Source organism: Streptomyces virginiae, assembly GCF_000720455.1.
Lineage (GTDB): Bacteria > Actinomycetota > Actinomycetes > Streptomycetales > Streptomycetaceae > Streptomyces > Streptomyces virginiae.
The window spans coordinates 465,093-484,709 of record NZ_JOAK01000005.1; the positions used below are offsets into that span (position 1 = coordinate 465,093).

Annotated in this window: 13 protein-coding genes and 1 pseudogene; 6 read left to right on the forward strand and 8 right to left on the reverse strand. The window is 70.8% G+C overall.

The window, feature by feature from the left end; genetic code table 11:
- Nucleotides 1-239 precede the first annotated feature (239 nt).
- The 7 genes and pseudogenes from IG86_RS38605 to IG86_RS0111915 all read right to left on the reverse strand — a co-directional run bounded on the left by IG86_RS38605 (nt 240) and on the right by IG86_RS0111915 (nt 11,106).
- Nucleotides 240-1,237, reverse strand: a pseudogene (locus tag IG86_RS38605) (ABC transporter ATP-binding protein).
- Complete coding sequence (locus tag IG86_RS0111890; RefSeq protein ID WP_078905869.1) at nt 1,230-2,321, reverse strand: ABC transporter ATP-binding protein; 1,092 nt, start codon at nt 2,319-2,321, stop codon at nt 1,230-1,232. Before IG86_RS0111890 ends, IG86_RS38605 begins: the two are co-directional and overlap by 8 nt.
- 9 nt (nt 2,322-2,330) lie before the next feature.
- A complete protein-coding gene (locus IG86_RS0111895) occupies nt 2,331-3,257 on the reverse strand; it encodes an ABC transporter permease (RefSeq protein ID WP_030830858.1) in 927 nt (308 codons plus the stop codon).
- 23 nt (nt 3,258-3,280) lie between these two features.
- Nucleotides 3,281-4,174, reverse strand: coding sequence for an ABC transporter permease (locus IG86_RS0111900; protein ID WP_234308675.1), 894 nt, complete (start codon nt 4,172-4,174; stop codon nt 3,281-3,283).
- A gap of 231 nt (nt 4,175-4,405) precedes the next feature.
- Entirely contained in the window at nt 4,406-6,061 is a 1,656-nt protein-coding gene (locus IG86_RS0111905) for a peptide ABC transporter substrate-binding protein (RefSeq protein WP_234348842.1), read from the reverse strand.
- Nucleotides 6,062-6,533: 472 nt separating this feature from the next.
- On the reverse strand, nt 6,534-8,438 hold the full coding sequence (gene typA, locus IG86_RS0111910; RefSeq protein WP_030664340.1) for a translational GTPase TypA: 1,905 nt from the start codon (nt 8,436-8,438) through the stop codon (nt 6,534-6,536).
- 334 nt (nt 8,439-8,772) lie between these two features.
- Nucleotides 8,773-11,106: an ABC transporter family substrate-binding protein gene (locus tag IG86_RS0111915; protein ID WP_030896662.1), complete on the reverse strand. Its 2,334-nt coding sequence runs from the start codon at nt 11,104-11,106 to the stop codon at nt 8,773-8,775.
- 348 nt (nt 11,107-11,454) lie between these two features.
- Between IG86_RS0111915 and IG86_RS0111920 the strand changes: the two genes are divergently transcribed.
- The 6 genes from IG86_RS0111920 (at nt 11,455) to IG86_RS0111945 (ending at nt 18,273) form a co-directional block, all read left to right on the forward strand.
- The gene (locus IG86_RS0111920; RefSeq protein WP_030830843.1) at nt 11,455-11,673 is read left to right on the forward strand and encodes a hypothetical protein; all 219 of its coding nucleotides are present in this window, start codon (nt 11,455-11,457) and stop codon (nt 11,671-11,673) included.
- Between the two features lie 112 nt (nt 11,674-11,785).
- The gene (locus IG86_RS0111925) at nt 11,786-12,610 is read left to right on the forward strand and encodes a hypothetical protein (RefSeq protein ID WP_030830840.1); all 825 of its coding nucleotides are present in this window, start codon (nt 11,786-11,788) and stop codon (nt 12,608-12,610) included.
- Nucleotide 12,611: 1 nt separating this feature from the next.
- Nucleotides 12,612-14,522 carry a fumarate reductase/succinate dehydrogenase flavoprotein subunit gene (locus IG86_RS0111930; protein ID WP_030830837.1) on the forward strand — a complete coding sequence of 637 codons (1,911 nt, stop codon included), beginning with the start codon at nt 12,612-12,614 and terminating at the stop codon, nt 14,520-14,522.
- Nucleotides 14,519-15,289: a succinate dehydrogenase/fumarate reductase iron-sulfur subunit gene (locus IG86_RS0111935; RefSeq protein WP_030830833.1), complete on the forward strand. Its 771-nt coding sequence runs from the start codon at nt 14,519-14,521 to the stop codon at nt 15,287-15,289. The genes IG86_RS0111930 and IG86_RS0111935 overlap by 4 nt, the downstream gene beginning before the upstream one ends.
- 65 nt (nt 15,290-15,354) lie before the next feature.
- Entirely contained in the window at nt 15,355-17,496 is a 2,142-nt protein-coding gene (locus IG86_RS0111940; protein ID WP_078905870.1) for a TPM domain-containing protein, read from the forward strand.
- Between the two features lie 57 nt (nt 17,497-17,553).
- Complete coding sequence (locus IG86_RS0111945; RefSeq protein ID WP_030830827.1) at nt 17,554-18,273, forward strand: PspA/IM30 family protein; 720 nt, start codon at nt 17,554-17,556, stop codon at nt 18,271-18,273.
- Here the strand turns inward: IG86_RS0111945 and IG86_RS0111950 are convergent.
- Complete coding sequence (locus IG86_RS0111950; RefSeq protein ID WP_157854809.1) at nt 18,270-19,499, reverse strand: hypothetical protein; 1,230 nt, start codon at nt 19,497-19,499, stop codon at nt 18,270-18,272. The genes IG86_RS0111945 and IG86_RS0111950 overlap by 4 nt on opposite strands.
- Nucleotides 19,500-19,617 lie beyond the last annotated feature (118 nt).

Here is a 19,617-nt window from a genome sequence, read left to right on the forward strand (position 1 = left end):
ACGGGCCGGAACGGCACTGGGACGGGCCGCCGGGACGTGGGACCGCGGCGCCGCACGCGGAAGGCGCCCGTCCCGCGGGGAGGGCGCCTTCCGCGCGTGCGGCCCGGCCCCCGCCCAGGGACGGGCGGGTGTCCCGCGCCCCGTCCCCCGGGACGGCGGCGCGCCCCGCGGCGCACGCAAAAGGGCCGGCCCCCGGCGCCGTGGGGCGCCGGGGGCCGGCCGTGGGTCGAGCGGGTGCGTCAGACGGCCAGGATGGCCTTCTCCTCGGCGAAGTGGCACGCGGAGTTGTGCGCGGCCGGGGTGTCCTGACCCTTGAAGCGCTCCGGGATCGCCAGCAGCGGCTCCTCGGTGGAGCACTTGTCCTGGGCCTTCCAGCAGCGGGTGCGGAAGCGGCAGCCCGACGGCGGGTTGGCCGGGGACGGGACGTCTCCGGTGAGGATGATGCGCTCGCGGCCCTCACGGGCGGCCGGGTCGGGGACCGGGACGGCCGAGAGCAGCGCCTGCGTGTACGGGTGGGTCGGGTGCTCGTAGATCTCGGCGTCGGTGCCGATCTCGGCCATCTTGCCGAGGTACATGACGCCGACGCGGTCCGAGATGTGCCGGACGATCGACAGGTCGTGCGCGATGAAGATGTAGGACAGGTTGAACTCGTCCTGCAGCTTCTCCATCAGGTTGATGACCTGGGCCTGCACCGACACGTCGAGCGCGGAGACCGGCTCGTCGCAGATGATGATCTCCGGGTTGAGCGCGAGGCCGCGGGCGATGCCGATGCGCTGGCGCTGGCCGCCGGAGAACTGGTGCGGGTAGCGGTTGATGTACTCCGGGTTCAGACCCACGACGTCCAGGAGCTCCTGGACCTTGCGGCGCCGGTCGCCCTTCGGAGCCACCTCGGGGTGGATCTCGAAGGTCTCCCCGATGATGTCGCCGACCGTCATGCGCGGGTTGAGCGAGGTGTACGGGTCCTGGAACACCATCTGGATGTTGCGGCGCACGGCCTTCAGCGCGCGCGCTCCAGGTTCATCAGGAGCTTGGCGACCGTGGACTTGCCACAGCCGGACTCGCCCACGATGCCGAGGGTCTCGCCCTGGTACAGGTCGAAGGACACGCCGTCGACGGCCTTGACGGCGCCGACCTGCTTCTTGAACAGGATGCCCTGGGTCAGCGGGAAGTGCTTGACCAGGTTGCGGACCTGGAGGATCGGCTCGCGCTCGGTGGTCGTCTTGCTGAGCTCAGCCATGGATCTGGTCCTTCCAGAAGTGGCACGCGCTGCCGCGGCCGGGCAGTTCGGTGCCGTCCTGCTCGGTGACCGGGTGCAGGACCGGGATCTCCGTACGGCAGATGTCCTGCGCCTTGGGGCACCGGGGGCTGAAGGCACAGCCCGCCGGAATGCGGAGCAGGTTGGGCGGCAGGCCCTTGATCGCGTAGAGCTCCTGGCCCTTCTGGTCCAGGCGCGGGATCGAGTCCAGCAGGCCCCGGGTGTACGGGTGCGAGGGGCGCTTGTAGATCTCGTGGACCGGCGCGGTCTCGACGATCCGGCCCGCGTACATGACCGCGATCTTGTCCGCGACGTCGGCGACGACGCCGAGGTCGTGGGTGATCAGGATCAGACCCATGTTCATCTCGCGCTGGAGCTCCGCGAGCAGGTCCATGACCTGGGCCTGGACGGTCACGTCGAGAGCCGTGGTGGGCTCGTCGGCGATGATCAGGTCCGGCTCCAGGGCCAGCGCCATGGCGATCATGATGCGCTGGCGCATACCGCCGGAGAACTGGTGCGGGTAGTCCCCCACGCGCGCCTTGGCGGCGGGGATCTTCACGCGGTCCATGAGCTCGATGGCCTTGACCTTGGCGTCCTTCTTGGACATGCCGCGGTGGACCCGGAACATCTCGCCGAGCTGGTCGCCCACCGAGTAGACCGGGTTCAGGGAGGACAGCGCGTCCTGGAAGATCATCGCCATCTTGTCGCCGCGGAGCTTGCGGCGCTCCTCGTCGGACATCTTGAGGATGTCCTTGCCGTGGAAGCGCACCTCGCCGCCGGCGACGCGTCCGGGCGGGCTGTCGAGGATGCCCATGATCGCCTGCGCGGTCACGGACTTGCCGGAGCCGGACTCGCCGAGCACGGCGAGGGTCTCGCCGGCGCTGACGCTGTAGCTCACGCCGTTGACGGCCTTGGCGACCCCGTCACGGGTCTTGAACTCGACCTGGAGGTTGTCCACCTCCAGCAGCGGCACGCCGGTACCGCCACCCGTCTCCGCAACGCTGAGAATCTCCGACGTCGTCACGCCGCCACCTTCGTCCTGCTTGCTGATGTTGTCTCGGAGCATCGGGCGGCCCTACCGCAGCTTCGGGTCGAGCGCGTCGCGCAGGCCGTCACCGACGAAGGCGAAGCCGAGCACGGTGACGACGACGAAGAGGCTGGGGTACAGCCACAGGTAGTCGTGGACGCCGATGAAGGCCTGACCGGCCGCCAGCATGTTGCCCCACTCCGGGACGTCGACCGGGACACCGGCGCCGAGGAAGGAGAGGGCCGCGACGCCGATGATCGTGGTACCGACGTTGAACGTCGCGTAGACCAGAACGGGGGTCAGCGAGTTGGGCAGGATGTGCGTGCGGACGATCCGCCAGCCGCTGGCGCCGAGCGCCTTGGCCGCGTGGACGTAGTCCATCTCGCGCACCGACAGGATCGAGCTGCGCAGCAGTCGGGAGACGGTCGCCCACGAGAACACCGCGAGCGAGATGATCACCGGGGTGATGCCGCGGCCGGTGACCAGGATGATGACGACGGCGCCGATCATCAGCGGGAACGCCAGGAAGACGTCGGCGATGCGCATGACGAGGGTGTCGGCGAAGCCGGCGAAGTAACCGGCGATGGCGCCGAGGGCGACACCGATCAGCACGGCGAAGAAGATCGAGGCGAGGCCGACGAACATGGCCACGCGGGTACCGGCTATGAGGCGCGAGAACATGTCGCGGCCCAGGGCGTCGGTGCCCATCCAGTGCGTCCCGTTCGGCGACGCGAGGGTGTTCTCCAGGTCCTGCGCACCGGGGTCGAACGGCGCGAACATGTTGCCGAAGATCGCGGTCAGGAACAGCAGGCAGATGATCACGAGACCGACGACGGCCAGCTTGTTCTGGACGAAGCGGTGGCGGATCTCGGCCCACTGGGTGAGCTGCTTGGGGGTTGCTTCAGGGGCGGCGGCCGCGGTGGCCGACACGGGGCTCTCGTCCCCGATCGCCGGGCTCTTGACGAGCTCAGACATGAGGAAATCCTCCTTGGGGGCGGTCAGCTGAGGCGGATACGCGGGTCGAGGGCCGCGTACAGCAGGTCCACGATGAGGCTGAGGACGACGAAGATGGCGACGCTGTAGGTCACGACGCCGATCACGATCGGGTTGTTCTGCTGCTGGATCGCCTGAACCAGTGCCAGACCGACACCGTCCCAGTTGAAGATCGCCTCAGTGATGAGCGCGCCACCGAGAAGAGCGCCGAACGAGATGCCCAGGTAAGTGACGACCGGGATGGACGAGTTGCGGAGCACGTGCTTGAAGAGCACGCGACGACGCGGGAGTCCCTTGGCCACGGCGGTCTTCACGTAGTCGGCTCGCAGCACCTCGAGCATCGTGCCGCGGGTCAGGCGGGCGACGAACGCGATGTCGGTGATGGCGAGGGTGACCGCGGGAAGGACCATGCCTTCGAGCTTGTCGCCGCCGAGCTGCGGGAACCACTGGAGCTCGACCGCGAACCACTTCATGAGCAGCATGCCGATCACGAACGTCGGGAAGCCGACGGCCATGGTCGTAAAGAATGTCGTGGCCATGTCCAAGATGCTGTATCTGTACAGGGCGGCGATGATGCCCACGCCCATACCGAACACCGTCACGAGCGTGATGGCCAGCAGGGCCAGCTTGGCGGTGTTCGCCAGCTTGGGGCCGAGGATCTCGGACACCTCGCGGCGCTGGATGAAGTCCTCGCCGAGGTCTCCGGTCGCGACCTTCGACACGTAGTTCACATACTGCTCGGGCAGCGACTTGTCGAGCCCGTACCGCGCCTTGAGCTCCGCGACCACGGCTGGGTCGCGTGCCTTGTCGCTGCCCGCGATCGAACCCACGGGATCACCGGGGAGAACGAACAGACAAGCGAACAGAACCATGGTCGCGCCGATGAGGACTATGACCATCTGCCCGAGGCGACGGGCGACGTACCTTCCCATGTTTGTGCCTCTCTACCTGGCCGCTTCTGGGAGCAGCGGCCTCCGGCCCAAGGAACGGGCCGGCTCTCGGCCTGCGGGGATTGCCCGCGGATGTGAGGGGTGCCGAAGTAAAAACGGCCTGCCGAGCGGGGCCGCGGCCCACCGGTCACCCGGGGGCCGCGGCACGTTCGCTCCTGACGGATATACCGTCCGAACCGATTACTTCTTGAGCGAGATCTTCTCGAGGATCGGGTCCTCGTTGAAGTTGATGTCGTCCAGACCGTTGAACTTGTCGGTCGCCATCAGGCGGAACTGGGAACGGTTGAAGGTCGGGATGAGGGCCATGTCGTCCATGGCCATCTTCTCGGCCTGCTTGTACATCGCGGTACGAGCGGCCTCGTCCTTGGTGGCGCGAGCCGTGTCGACCAGCTTGTCGAACTCGGGGTTGTTGTAACGGGCGCGGTTGTCACCGACCACGTTGCCCTCGGCGTCCTTGTTCATCGAGGCCGAGTGCAGCAGCGGGAAGAGGAAGTTCTCCGGGGTCGGGTAGTCGGCACCCCACGCGAAGCGGTAGACGCCGGAGGCCTGGGCACCCTGCTGCTCCTTGAGCAGACCCGGGAAGTCCTTGCCGTCCAGCTTGACCTTCAGGCCGAGGACGTCCTCGAGCTGACGCGCGACGGCCTGGACCCACTCTTCGTGGCCCGCACCGGTGTTGAAGGAGAACTTGATCTCGGTACCCGGCTTCAGGCCCGCCTTCTCGGCGTGCTCCTTGGCCTTGGCGACGTCCTGCTTGACGCAGGAGGTGCACAGGTCCTTCTGGTACGCCTTCGGGAACGCCGGCGGCACGATGGTCGTCGACGGGGTCTGGTAGCCCTGGAAGACACCCTTGGCGATGGCCTGACGGTCGATCGCGTAGGAGATCGCCAGACGGGCGTCCTTGCTGTTGGTCGGGCCGTTGTCACCGATCGGCAGAACGTAGTTCATGCCGTTGGTGTCCTTGGCGAACCACTTGTTCTGCGGCTTGTACTTCGCCTCGGCCGTCTTCAGCATCGGCGTCGGGATGTGCGCGTAGTCGAAGGTGCCGGCCTGGAAGCCGTCGTACTCGAGCTGCTGCGCGGTCTTGTCGTTGAGGAGGGTGACCTGGACCTTGTCCAGCTTCGCCTTCTCCAGGCCGTACTCGTCGTTGCGGACGAGGTTGATGGCCTTGTTGTGCTCCCAGCTGCCGTCCATCTTGAACGGACCGTTGCCGATGGGGGCCTCGCCGAACGCCTTGTCCTCTTCGCCGACCTTGGCGGCCTTCGGGACCGGGCTGTAGGCGGTGTGCGCCGTCTTCAGCACGAACTCGCAGTCGGCCTTGGTCAGGTCGACCTTGATGGTGTGCGCGTCCGGGGTGGTGACACCGGAGAAGGTCTTGGCCGAGCCGTCCTGCAGCTGGTCGTAACCCTTGATGCCGGCGAAGTGGTACGCCACGTCGGAGGCGGCGGCCTTGTGCGCGGAACGCGCCCAACCGCGGGCGAACGCCTCGGCGTCGACGACCTCGCCGTTGGAGAACTTGGTGTCGGCCTTGACCTTGAAGGTCCAGGTGGTGCAGCCCTCGTCCGAGCTCGCCGACTCGGCCAGCGCGGGCTCGGCCAGGCCGTCCGGCGTGTTCGAGTACAGGCCGGTGAACAGGGCGTTGGACAGCAGGATGCCCGTGGACTCGTGGGCACGCCCCGGGTCGATGGTGTCCGGCTCCGTGCTGCCCAGGCGGAACGTGCCGCCGCCGGCAGTGTTGCCCTTGTCCTTGCTGTCACCGTCACCGCCGCCACAGGCGGTAGCGGCCAGGGCGACGAGAACCGCGCCCACGACCCACTTGGCGCTCTTGGCACCGCGCATGGGTTTCCTCCTCATGAGTCCACTGATCGACTTGAGGGGCATGAAAACCTCGCCGACACCCCTGACGGCGAATGGTTTCCTGCCCATAGTGTGCTCGTGAGTCGGCGCGATCCCCACATCGCGTGACCCATTGACCCGAGCTCAATGGAGCCATCCTCAGGGACCGCCAGGCCGTAAACCACACTTAAGTGGTCTCGTTTTCACAACATCGATCCGCGGCAGAAACCCGAAATCCGGACAAACGGATAGGAGACAGACACGTGCGAAACGGACGGTTAGCTCATCATCCGGAGTGTCACGGTCGGTATGCGGACACCTGAACGCAAAAATCCGCTTGACAAAAGCGAACAGCCCCTTCCTGCACGGGGTCCGTGCGGGAAGGGGCTGCTGTTTTACCACGCGCGTGCGGCCGGTGACGACCGCCACGGCCGCCGCCCGGGCGAACCCGGGGCCGGCGGCCCGAACGCGGTTACTACTTGGCGGACTTGGCGCGCGACGCGGTGCGCGAGCGCTCCTTCTGGTCCAGGACGACCTTGCGGATGCGGACCGCCTCCGGGGTCACCTCGACGCACTCGTCGTCGCGGCAGAACTCCAGGGACTGCTCCAGGGAGAGCTTGCGCGGCGGGACGATCGCCTCGAACGTGTCGGCCGAGGAGGAGCGCATGTTGGTGAGCTTCTTCTCCTTGGTGATGTTCACGTCCATGTCGTCGGCGCGCGAGTTCTCGCCGACGATCATGCCCTCGTACACCTCGGTGCCGGGGTCGGTGAACAGGACACCGCGCTCCTGGAGGTTGGTCATCGCGAACGCGGTGACCGCACCGGCGCGGTCGGCGACCAGGGAGCCGTTGTTGCGGGTGACCAGCTGGCCGAACCACGGCTCGTGGCCCTCGTGGATCGAGTGGCCGATGCCGGTGCCGCGGGTCTGGGTCAGGAACTCCGTACGGAAGCCGATCAGGCCACGGGACGGAACGACGAACTCCATGCGGACCCAGCCGGAGCCGTGGTTCGACATGTTGTCCATGCGGCCCTTGCGGACGCCCATGAGCTGCGTGACCGCACCCATGTGCTCCTCGGGCACGTCGATCGTCATGCGCTCGACCGGCTCGTGCACCTTGCCGTCGACCTCGCGGGTGACGACCTGCGGCTTGCCGATGGTCAGCTCGAAGCCCTCGCGGCGCATCTGCTCGACGAGGATCGCCAGCGCGAGCTCACCGCGGCCCTGGACCTCCCAGGCGTCCGGGCGCTCGGTGTCGAGGACGCGCAGCGAGACGTTACCGATCAGCTCGCGGTCGAGGCGGTCCTTGACCTGGCGGGCGGTGACCTTGCGGTCCTTGACCGCGGCCTTGGCGTCGGCGCCCTTGCCGGAGCCGCCGCGGCCGACCATCGGGGAGGTGTTGGTGCCGATGACCATGGAGATGGCCGGCTCGTCCACCGTGATCAGCGGCAGCGCGATCGGGTTCTCCGGGTCGGCCAGGGTCTCGCCGATCATGATCTCGGGGATACCGGCGACGGCGCAGATGTCACCGGGGCCGGCGACCTCGGCCGGCTTGCGGGTGAGCGCCTCGGTCATCATCAGCTCGGTGATGCGGACGTTGGAGATCGAGCCGTCACGCTTGATCCACGCGACCGTCTGGCCCTTGCGCAGCTCGCCCTGCTCGACGCGCAGCAGCGCGATACGGCCGAGGAAGTTGTCGGCGTCCAGGTTGGTGACGTGCGCCTGGAGGGGGGCCTCCTCGTCGTACACCGGGGCCGGGACGTGCTCCAGGATGGTGGAGAAGAACGGCTCCAGGTTCTCGCTGTCGGCGGGGACGGTGCCGTCCTCCGGCTTGGTCAGCGAGGCGATGCCGTCACGGCCGCAGGCGTAGACGATCGGGAACTCGATCTGGTCCTCGTCGGCGTCCAGGTCCAGGAACAGGTCGTAGGTCTCGTTGACGACCTCGTCGATCCGGGAGTCCGGACGGTCCGTCTTGTTGATGCAGAGGATGACCGGCTTCCGCTGCTGGAGGGCCTTGCGGAGGACGAAGCGGGTCTGGGGCAGCGGACCCTCGGAGGCGTCCACCAGCAGGACGACGGCGTCGACCATCGACAGACCGCGCTCGACCTCGCCACCGAAGTCGGCGTGGCCGGGGGTGTCGATGATGTTGATCGTGATCGGGGCCCCGCCGTCCTTGGGGTGATACTTCACCGCCGTGTTCTTGGCGAGGATCGTGATGCCCTTCTCACGCTCCAGGTCGTTCGAGTCCATCATGCGGTCGTCGAGCTGCTGGTGGGCGGCGAAGGCACCGGCCTGCTTGAGCATGGCATCGACGATGGTCGTCTTGCCATGGTCGACGTGGGCGACGATGGCGACGTTACGGATGTCGTGGCGCGTGGGCACTTCGGCGCTTCTCCCGGGATCGTGGATGGCGTCGCGTACGGCCTGGCACGCGCGCCTCGACCGGGCGAAAACCTGCCACGGCCTTACCCCATGGTACGTCGCGTGGCGGGAACCGCCTGCCGGGGGGTCTGTCAAGAGGCCGGAGGAATGAGCGCGGCCGAGCGTGAGGTGGGGTGCCCGGGCCGCCGTTCCTGCGGGAATACATGCGGGTCAACGGGTATGCACGACCTTGCCCGCCGGAGTTCCGGCGGGCAAGGGACTTGAGTCACATCTGAGCTTGTGACCCGCGGGTCAACCTGACAGGCACCCCTTTGTCACCACATCTTCGCCCGGGCTACTTCTTCTTCTCCTTGGCCTTCGGTGCCTTCTTCCAGCCGATGTCCTGGTAGCGGGGGGCGCCGAGGCCGAAGGCGCCGGCGTTGACCAGGCTGGGCTTGACCGCCACCAGCTCGGGGCGCTGGAAGAGCGGGATCGAACCGGCCGCGGCCCAGATGCGGGCGTCGGCCTTGCGCACCAGCTCGCGGGACTGCGCCTCGTCCAGCTCCCCGACCGCCTGGTCGAACAGCTGGTCGATGTGGTCGGTGCCGACCCGGGTGTAGTTCTGTTCGACGAGGAGCGAGCCGTCCGCCGCCGGCTCCGGCTTGGCGAAGATCGGCCGGGCGTCGGTGGCGGGGAAGGCCGTCGCCGGCCAGGAGTAGAGCGCCAGGTCGTACTGGCCCGAGGCGATGTGGTCCTTGAAGAAGCTGTCGTCGGCCACCTTGGTCGTCTCGGTGTTCACCCCGAGCTTGCGGAGCGTCTGGGAGATCCGCTCACCGACGGCGCGCAGGGACTCCGAGCCGGGTCCGGCGGGCAGGACGAAGCGCAGGGTGAGCGCCTTGCCGTCCTTGGCGAGCATGTTGCCCGAGGTGCGGGCGGCCTGCTTGGCGGGGGCCGGGGCCGGGGACCCCTTGGCGGGGTCGGCCGCGTCGCCGTCCCGGGCCGCGCTGCGCTTGGCGTCGTCGGCGGTGCGGGCCGTGGCCGCCTGGGCGAGGAGGGAGGCCTTCTGCTGGGCCCCGAAGGGGGCGGGGGCCAGGACCGGGGAGACGCCGTCCTGCTCGCCGTCGGGCGCGGCGGCGTCGTCGGCGTCGTCGGCGGCACGGGTGTCGGAGCCCTCTTCGGCGGCTTCGCCGTTGGCCCCGTCGTCCTCGCCCACGATGTACAGGCCGTCGTTGCCGGTGCCCGGGCCCGCGGGGGTCTTGCCGTCGTCCTGCGGCGCGCTCTCCGGTCCGGCCTTGGCCCCGGCCGGCTCGGTGAGCTTGCCGCCCCGGCGCCAGCCGGCGTCGGCGAGGAGGGCCTGGGCCGCCTTGGCGTCCTGGCCGCCGAGGGCGTCGCTGTTGTCGGCGTACGCCTGCTGCCCGGCCAGGGCCACGTGGCTGCCGACCGGCTTCGCGGGCAGGCCGAGCGGCTTCAGTACGAGGTCGGCCAGCGCCTGGCGGTCCAGGGCGCGCGCCACCGCCCGGCGCACCCGTTCGTCCGCCAGCGGGCCGGACGCCCCGTTCATCGCCAGCTGCGTGTAGGCCGGCTCCAGGGACTTGCGGACCGTGAAGCCCCGCAGGGCCGCCTGCTCGTCCGCGTACCGCTTCACCGCCTCGGTGTGCTTGGTGCGGGTCTCCTTCTCCTGCGCCGCCTTCTCCTCGTCCGTGCCGTAGGCGTTCGCCCAGGACAGCGTGGCCTGCGCCGGGGTCACCGCGGCGCCCGGGCCGTGCGCCGGGGCCCCGCCCGCGCCCGCGCCGCCCTTGCCGGCGGCGTCCTTGCCTGCGGCGTCCCGGCGGGCCAGTGCGATGCGCTCGGCCCCGGAGCGGTCGATCTCCGCCAGGTCGACCTTCCCGGCGGCCAGTGCCGCCGGGCGCTCGGCGCGCGGCACCGCCGTCAGGACCAGCGTGTCCAGCTTGGCCTGCTTGCCCCACCAGCGCGGATTGCGCGTCAGGGCGGCGGTGCCCGTCTTCTTGTCGATCGCCCCGAGGGCGAAGGGTCCGGCGGTGACCTTCAGGGTGCCGCGGGCGCCCTCGTTGAAGGCGTCCGGGGTGCCGGTGACCTGCTTGGGGTAGAGCGGGGAGAACAGCGAGCGCCAGTCCGCGTACGGCTTGGCGAAGGTGACCCTGACCTCCAGGTCGGTCTTGCCCTTCTCGATCTTCTCGATCCGCTCGTAGCCGGCGTTGCGCGCCGTCCAGTACGCCGAGTCCTTGCCGTTCAGGGCCCGCCACTGGGCCACGAAGTCGGGGGCGCCGATCTCCCGCCCGTCGCTCCACACGGCCTGCTGGTTCAGCTTGTACAGGACGACCTGCTTGGGCTCCCGCTCGATGACCTCGGCCTTCTCCAGGTAGTCGGGATTGGCCACGGGCCGCCCCTTGGCGTCCAGCACGAACAGCTGCGGCAGCACGGCCCCCGCGATCCTGCTGGTGGTCGCGTCCGCGTCGGCCTGGAAGGCGTTGAGGGTGTCCGGAAGGCTGTCCACCGCCCACCGCAGCACACCCCCGTCCGCGACCTTGTCGCGGGTGGTCGTGGCGATGTCCTGTCCTGCGGCGGCCGGGCCGCCCTCGTCGTCACCCGCGCCGCAGCCCGTGAGCAGCGGCAGTGCGAGGACTCCCGAGGTCAGGAGCGCCAAGGACCTGCGCCTTCTCTGGGACATGGGTGGTACCTCCGGGGCGGGGCTTGGGGGAAGCATGATCACGTTCGGCGGTATATGGAGCTGATCACACCGGTTGCCGGACTCCACTGAAATCGACGGCGCTCCGTACCCTTCGCAGCCGCCTCTCGCCACGCCGCGAACCCCACCCGTGCGGACCAATCCCGCTTGCGGGGCGGGAGGGCGTTCCCCCGGGAGAGGGATGAGAATGGGGGGCGGGGAGGGGCGCACAGTTCGCGCCTGCGCGCCCGCAATCGCTGCACGTCCCTTCACAACCGGGGACACGAGGCGCGACACTCGCAGGCGCACATGAGCGTTGCCACCGCACCCTGGCGGAAATGAGGGCAAATCATGTCCCTGAACGACGATCTGACCGCAGTACGACGCAACCTGGACGAGCTGACGCGCAAGGTCGAGCGGCTGGAGCAGCAGGCCGCGCGCCAGAAGCCCGCGTCGGCCGCGCCGGACCCGTCCCGGATGGTGACGGTCCCGGACACCCCCTACGACAGCACGCTGTGGACGGACTCCGACGACGAGGGCCTGGGCGCCCGCGACCGCCGCGCGCCCTGACGCCGCCCGTACGCGACCCGCACGCCGTCCACCCCGCACCCCCGCAAGGCCCGGCCGCCCCGCGGCCGGGTCCGGCGGGGGCGTCCCCCCATCACTCCTCCCGGAGTCCTCTTTGGCCACAGGCACGGAACGACCCCAGCAGCGGCCCGGCGGCGTCCACGACGCCTCGCGGGCCGCGATCGCGGCCCGGCACCTGCGGACCGACCGGTGGTGGCTCGCCCCCGCCGTCACCGCGGCCGGGCTGCTCGCCTTCATCGTCTACTCGACCTGGCGGGCCTTCGCGAACGCCGACTACTACGCGGCCCCCTACGTCTCCCCGTTCTACTCCCCGTGTCTCGCGGAGAACTGCGCGGAGATGCGCGGCGGCCCCAACTGGGACCTCTTCGGCAGCTGGTGGGGCCTGTCCCCCGCGCTGCTGATCCTGGTCTTCCCGCTCGGCTTCCGACTGACCTGCTACTACTACCGCAAGGCCTACTACCGCGGCTTCTGGGCCTCCCCGCCCGCCTGCGCCGTCGCCGAGCCGCACACGAGGTACACCGGCGAGACCCGCTTCCCGCTGATCCTGCAGAACGCGCACCGGTACTTCTTCTACGCGGCCGTACCCGTCGCGGGCATCCTCACCTACGACACCGTGCTGACCTTCCGCGACGAGCACTACGCGTGGGGCCACATGGGCCTCGGGACCCTGCTGTTCCTGGTCAACATCGCGCTGATCTGGGCCTACACGCTGTCCTGCCACTCCTGCCGCCACATCATGGGCGGCCGGCTCAAGCACTTCTCCAAGCACCCGGTGCGCTACCGGCTCTGGGGCTGGGTCAGCCGGCTCAACTCCCGCCACATGCAACTGGCCTGGGCCTCCCTGATCAGCGTGGCCCTGTGCGACTTCTACGTCTACCTGCTGGCCAGCGGCGCCTTCACCGACCCGAGGATCTTCTGAGATGGCTCAAGTGGAACGGCAGCAGTGGGACGTGGTCGTCGTCGGCGCGGGCGGCGCGGGGCTGCGGGCCGCGATCGAGGCCCGCGAGCGGGGCGCCCGTACGGCCGTGATCTGCAAGTCCCTCTTCGGCAAGGCCCATACGGTGATGGCGGAGGGCGGGATCGCCGCCTCCATGGGCAACGTCAACGACGGCGACAACTGGCAGGTGCACTTCCGCGACACCATGCGCGGCGGGAAGTTCCTCAACCAGTGGCGGATGGCCGAACTCCACGCAAAGGAGGCCCCGGACCGGGTCTGGGAGCTGGAGACCTGGGGCGCGCTCTTCGACCGCACCCCCGACGGGCGGATCTCCCAGCGCAACTTCGGCGGACACGAGTACCCGCGCCTCGCGCACGTCGGCGACCGCACCGGCCTGGAGCTGATCCGCACCCTCCAGCAGAAGATCGTCGCCCTGCAGCAGGAGGACTTCAAGGAACACGGGGACTACGAGGCCCGGCTCAAGGTCTTCCAGGAGTGCACCGTCACGAGGGTCCTGAAGGAGGGGCAGAGGGTCTCGGGGACCTTCTGCTACGAGCGCGAGTCCGGCCGGTTCTTCGTCCTGGAGGCCCCGGCGGTGGTGCTGGCCACGGGCGGGATCGGCAAGTCCTTCAAGACCACCTCCAACTCCTGGGAGTACACCGGCGACGGCCACGCCCTGGCCCTGCTCGCGGGCGCGCCGCTGCTCAACATGGAGTTCGTGCAGTTCCACCCGACCGGCATGGTCTGGCCGCCGTCGGTGAAGGGGATCCTCGTCACCGAGTCCGTGCGCGGCGACGGCGGGGTGCTGCGCAACTCCGAGGGCAAGCGGTTCATGTTCGACTACGTCCCCGACGTCTTCAAGGAGAAGTACGCGGAGTCGGAGGAGGAGGGCGACCGCTGGTACGAGGACCCGGACCACAACCGGCGCCCGCCCGAGCTGCTGCCCCGTGACGAAGTGGCCCGGGCGATCAACTCCGAGGTGAAGGCCGGCCGCGGCTCCCCGCACGGCGGGGTCTTCCTCGACGTGTCCACGCGGATGCCGGCCGAGAAGATCAAGCGGCGGCTGCCCTCCATGTACCACCAGTTCAAGGAGCTGGCGGACGTCGACATCACGGCGGAGCCGATGGAGGTCGGGCCCACCTGCCACTACGTGATGGGCGGGATCGCGGTCGACTCCGAGACCGCGGCCACCGTCGGCGTGCCGGGGCTGTTCGCGGCGGGCGAGGTCGCCGGCGGGATGCACGGCTCGAACCGGCTCGGCGGGAACTCCCTCTCCGACCTGCTGGTCTTCGGGCGGCGGGCCGGGCTGCACGCCGCCGAGTACGCCGCGCGGGGCGCCTCCCCCACCGGACGCCCGGCCGTGTCCCAGGCGGAGATCGACGCGGCGGCCGCGGAGGCGCTGGCCCCGTTCCACGCCGCCGAGGGCGCGGAGAACCCGTACACCCTGCACCAGGAACTCCAGACGACCATGAACGACCTCGTCGGCATCATCCGCCGGGAGGGCGAGATGGCCGAGGCCCTGGAGCGGCTCGCCGCCCTGCGCGTACGGGCCGCCCGGGCCGGCGTCGAGGGCCACCGGCAGTTCAACCCGGGCTGGCACCTCGCCCTGGACCTGCGGAACATGCTGCTGGTCAGCGAGTGCGTGGCCCGCGCGGCCCTGGAGCGCACCGAGAGCCGGGGCGGGCACACCCGCGAGGACTGCCCGGCGATGGAGCGGACCTGGCGCCCGGTGAACCTGCTGTGCCGGCCGGTGGACCCCGTACCGGCGGACCCGGCGGCCGACCGGATCGAACTGGTCCGGACCCGCACCGAACCCATCCGCCCCGACCTGCTCGCACTGTTCGAAAAGGAAGAGCTGGTCAAGTACCTCGCCGAAGAGGAGCTGTACGAATGAGCACGTACGACGCGAGCTTCCGGGTCTGGCGGGGCGACGCGGAGGGCGGGGAACTGCGGGACTTCACCGTCGAGGTGCACGACGGCGAGGTGGTCCTGGACATCGTCCACCGGCTCCAGGCCACCCAGGCCTCGGACCTGGCGGTGCGGTGGAACTGCAAGGCGGGCAAGTGCGGCTCGTGCAGCGCGGAGGTCAACGGACGGCCCCGGCTGATGTGCATGACGCGCATGTCGACCTTCGAGCGGACCGAGACGATCACGATCACCCCGCTGCGCGCCTTCCCCGTCGTCCGGGACCTGGTCACGGACGTGTCCTTCAACTACCAGAAGGCACGGGAGGTCCCCGCCTTCGTGCCGCCGGAGGGGGTGGCCCCGGGCGCGTACCGGATGCAGCAGATCGACGTGGAGCGCTCGCAGGAGTTCAGGAAGTGCATCGAGTGCTTCCTGTGCCAGGACACCTGCCACGTGGTGCGTGACCACGAGGAGAACAAGGGCGCCTTCGCCGGTCCGCGCTTCCTGATGCGGGTGGCGGAGCTGGACATGCACCCCCTGGACGCGGCCTCGGACGCGGGGCTCGACCGCAAGCGGACCGCGCAGGAGGAGCACGGGCTCGGCTACTGCAACATCACCAAGTGCTGCACGGAGGTCTGCCCCGAGGGCATCAAGATCACCGACAACGCCCTGATCCCGCTGAAGGAGCGGGCGGTGGACCGCAAGTACGACCCGCTGGTCTGGCTGGGCAGCAAGATCGGACGCCGGAAGGGCTGAGGGACGACGGCCGGGGTCCTCCGCGCGAGGACCCCGGGGTCCCGGGGTGCCGCGCGTTGCTCCGGATGCGGGCACCGGGAACCGCTCATACCCTCCCAAATGTGATCCCGCCGAGAACCGCGCCGCGCCGCAGAGCACTCGCACGGGCCGGGCTCGCCCTGGCCGCCGGACTGCTGGCGCTCGGCGGCTGGGGCGTCGTGGAGGCGCCGGGCGCGCGGGCCGAGGACCCCGTCGCCCTGTCGCAGCAAGGGCAGATCACCGACCTCGTGGGCGCGCTCGGCGACCGCAAGCCCGCCGTCACCGCCGCTCTCGACGAGCTGTACGCCGACCGAAAGATCCAGCTCTTCGTGGCGTACGTGCGGGACTTCTCCGGGCGCTCCGCCCAGAGCTGGGCCGACGCCACCGCGCAGCGCAACGGCCTCGGCCGGGACGACGTCCTGCTGGCGGTGGCCACCGGGGCCCGCCAGTACGCCTATTCGGCCGATGTCGACTCCGGTTTCACGGAGGCGCAGCTGGCGGAGGTGGCGCGTACCGCCATCGAGCCGGCGCTGCGGCAGAACGACTGGGCGGGCGCGGCGATCGGCGCGGCGAACGGCTACAACGCGGTCCTCGGCGGACAGCCCGTACCGGCACCGACCATCACGCCCGGCCCGCCCGACCCCGGCGGCGACAGCGACGGCGCCGGCGCCGGCGACTTCGTGCTCCCGGTGATCGCGGTGGGCGCGGCCGGGGCGCTCGGCGTGTACGCGTACCGGCGCCGCAGGCGCGGGGACACCGCGGCCGGCGGCCGCGGGACGACGACCGGGCCGGGCTGGCCCGAAGGGGCACCGGACCGCCTCCCGCTGCCCGAACTGGACGGCCGGGCGAAGTCCCTGCTGGTGGAGACCGACGACGCGGTCCGCACCAGCACCGAGGAACTGGGTTTCGCCATCGCGGAGTTCGGCGAGGAGGCGGCGGCCCCCTTCACGGCGGCCGTGGAGTACGCCAAGGGCGAGCTGACGCTCGCCTTCCGACTGCGCCAGCAGCTCGACGACGCCTACCCGGAGGACGACGCGACCCGGCGCCGGATGCTGGACGAGATCGTGGCCCGCTGCACCGGGGCGAACGGGCGGCTCGACGCCCAGGCGGCGGACTTCGACCGGCTGCGGGACCTGGAGAAGAACGCCCCCCAGGCCCTGGCGGCGGTGGAGGGGCGCTACCTGGAGCTGACCGGACGCACCACCACCGCCGAGGCGACGCTGACCGCGCTGACCCGGCGGTACGCGGACTCCGCCGCCGCACCGGTCTCCTCCAATCCCGAACAGGCCAAGGACCGGCTGCTGTTCGCGGCGACCAACCTGGGCCTGGGCCACGCGGCGGTCGACGCCGGCGAGAACGGCACGGCGGCCGTGCACGTACGGTCCGCCGAGGCCGCGGTGGACCAGGCGGCGACCTTGATGGACGCGGTCGAGCGGCGGGCGCAGGAGCTGGCGGAGGCGGCCGGGAAGCTGCCCGGCGCTCTGACCGAGACGGAGACCGACCTCGCGGACGCCCGCGGGCTACTGACCGGTACCGCGGAGGGCACCTCGACGGCGGACCTGCGCGGGCGCATCGGCCGGGCCGAGTCGGTGCTGGCCGACGTGCGGCGGGAGGAGGCGGCCGGCCGGTACGACCCGATCGACGCCCTGCGCCGGGTGGAGGAGGCCGACGCGGCCCTGGACGAGGCCCTGGCCGGGGCCCGGGAGCGGGAGTCGGGCCGGCAGCGGGCTTCGGCCCTCCTCGACCAGGCCATGCTGTCGGCGCGCAGTGCGATCGGCGCGGCGACGGACTACATCACCACCACCCGGGGCGCGGTGGGCAGCCAGGCCCGCACACGGCTCGCGGAGGCGGGCCGGCGGCTGGATCGGGCGGGGGCGCTGGCGGCGGGCGATCCGCCGGCGGCGCTGGCGGAGGCCCAGCAGGCGGACGCGCTCGCCCGGCAGGCGCAGCAGCTGGCGGAGCAGGACGTGCGGGCGTACCAGGACCCGTACGCGGGCCGGCGCGGCGGCGGGCAGGGCGGCGCCGTACTGGGCGGGATCATCCTCGGCGAGATCCTGCGGGGCGGCTTCGCGGGTGGCGGCAGGGGCGGTGGGGGCTTCGGCGGTTTCGGCGGCGGCGGGGGCAGCGGCCCGGGATCCTTCGGCGGCGGCGGCACCCGGGGCCGCATGGGCGGCGGCGGCCGCTTCTGAACCGCCCGGGGCGCGGTCCGTACCGGACAGACCATCCCTCACCAGGAGAGGCGCATCATGAGCAAGCAGACGATCCTCGGCAGGGTCACCCAGCTCGCCAAGGCCAACATCAACGCACTGCTGGACCAGGCGGAGGACCCGCAGAAGATGCTGGACCAGCTGATCCGGGACTACAGCAACAACATCTCGGAGGCGGACCAGGCGGTCGCGACGACGATCGGCAACCTGCGGATGCTGGAGGCGGACCACAAGGAGGACGTGGACGCGGCCGCCGAGTGGGGCTCCAAGGCCCTGGCCGCGAGCCGGAAGGCGGACGAGCTGAGGGCGTCGGGGGCGACGGCTGAGGCCGACCGGTTCGACAACCTGGCGAAGGTGGCGCTGGGGCGGCAGCTGCAGTCGGAGAAGGAGGCGACGACGGCCGAGCCGACGATCGCCGCGCAGACGGTCGTCGTCGACAAGCTCAAGTCGGGCCTGGAGTCGATGCGGAACAAGCTCACGGAGCTCCAGGCGAAGCGGGACGAGCTGGTGGCCCGGGCCCGCACCGCGCAGGCGCAGAACACGATGCTGGACGCGGTGAAGAACATCGACGTCATGGACCCGACGAGCGACCTGGGCCGCTTCGAGGAGAAGGTGCGGCGGGAGGAGGCGATGGCCCTGGGCAAGCAGGAGCTGGCCGCGTCCTCCCTGGACGCCCAGTTCGAGTCCCTGGAGGACCTCGGCAAGGCCTCGGAGATCGAGGCCCGCCTGGCCGCCCTCAAGCAGGGCCGGGCCGCCTAGGTCGTGTCCGCGAACCCTTCGGCGCGTTCCGCCGCGGCCGCCCTGACATCGGGGTCCTCCAGCGGGTCGTCGCGCAGCGCGACGACCCGTGCCCGGACCTCCGGGTCGGTGGCGGGCGCGGCGGCGACGGCGATCAGGAGGGTCCGCTCCTCGCAGTCCCAGAGGCACTCCTCGTACAGGTCCTCGGCAGCGCCCGGGTCGATGGCGGCGATCGCCCGCAGGTAGTCGGCCCGCTCGTAGCTGTGCGGCGTCTCCCGCAGGAGGGCGCGCAGCGGCGGGACCGCGTCGGCGGCCGGCGGCCCGATGTGGGCCAGGCGCCGTGCGGTGGCGTCGGGGCCGCACCATTCCTCCTGGTGCCGGAGGTCGGCGAGTTCCCGCAGCAGCCCGGGCAGGGCCTCGGGGCCGGGGTGGTCGTCCAGCACCTCACGGCCGAGGGCGGCCAGCCACGGCCGTTCGTCCCGGGCCCAGGCCCGGGCTTCGGGCACCGCCCGTACTCCGAGCCGCCGCAGGGCTGCACGGACCCCGGGCAGCGGCCGGTCGGCGCCGGGGAGGCCGAGCAGCGGCACGAGGGGAACCAGTCCGGGCTGGGGGCCGCGCCGGGCCAGGAGCCGCAGCACGCCCACCTTGTCGACCGCGGTGGTAGCGGGTTCGGCGATCAGGGCGAGGAGGGCGTCCGTCCTGAGCCGCTCGCGGTCCGGGTCCGGCTGCGGCGCCTGCCGTGTCGCGGGGTCCCGCGTGACGCCGAAGTGCTCCCAGGGTTCCCCGGCCCCGGGTCCTTCCTCTTCACCGGTGATCCGTTCGAGGGCCACCTCGCGCAGCCCTTCCCACCAGGCCCGGGGCCATTCGGAGGCGATGGACTCCAGTACGTCGACCCAGTGTTCGCCGTGGCGGACGTAGTCGCGCAGGCCTTCCGCGGCCTCGCCGTCCCCGGCCAGGGCGAGCAGTTCCAGTACGCCACTCGCGCGCCACACCGATTCCTCGTCGCCGGCCAGCTGGTCGAGGAGCGGCCCGATCGGAAGGCCGAGGTCGCGGAACAGCCGGGCGTGGTAGCGGGCGCGCGCGTCGCACTGCCTGTCCCAGCGCCATTCCTGCCGGATGCAGTCGTACACGTGCGGAGCGGCCGCGGCGGGATCGTCGAGGGCGCGGAGGTGGCCGAGCCCGCGGCCTCGTTGCAGGAGTCCCCGGAGGGAGTCGGGCGGCGCGTATGAGGGGGTTCGGTACGTCATCCCCGGGCACGATGCCGGACGGGACGCCCTGCCACCAACCGTTTTACCGGGACGGGTCCGCCCGCCCCCGGGCCCCTGCGGGTGCAGGTTTTCCGGAGGCGGGCGGCGACGCGGCGGC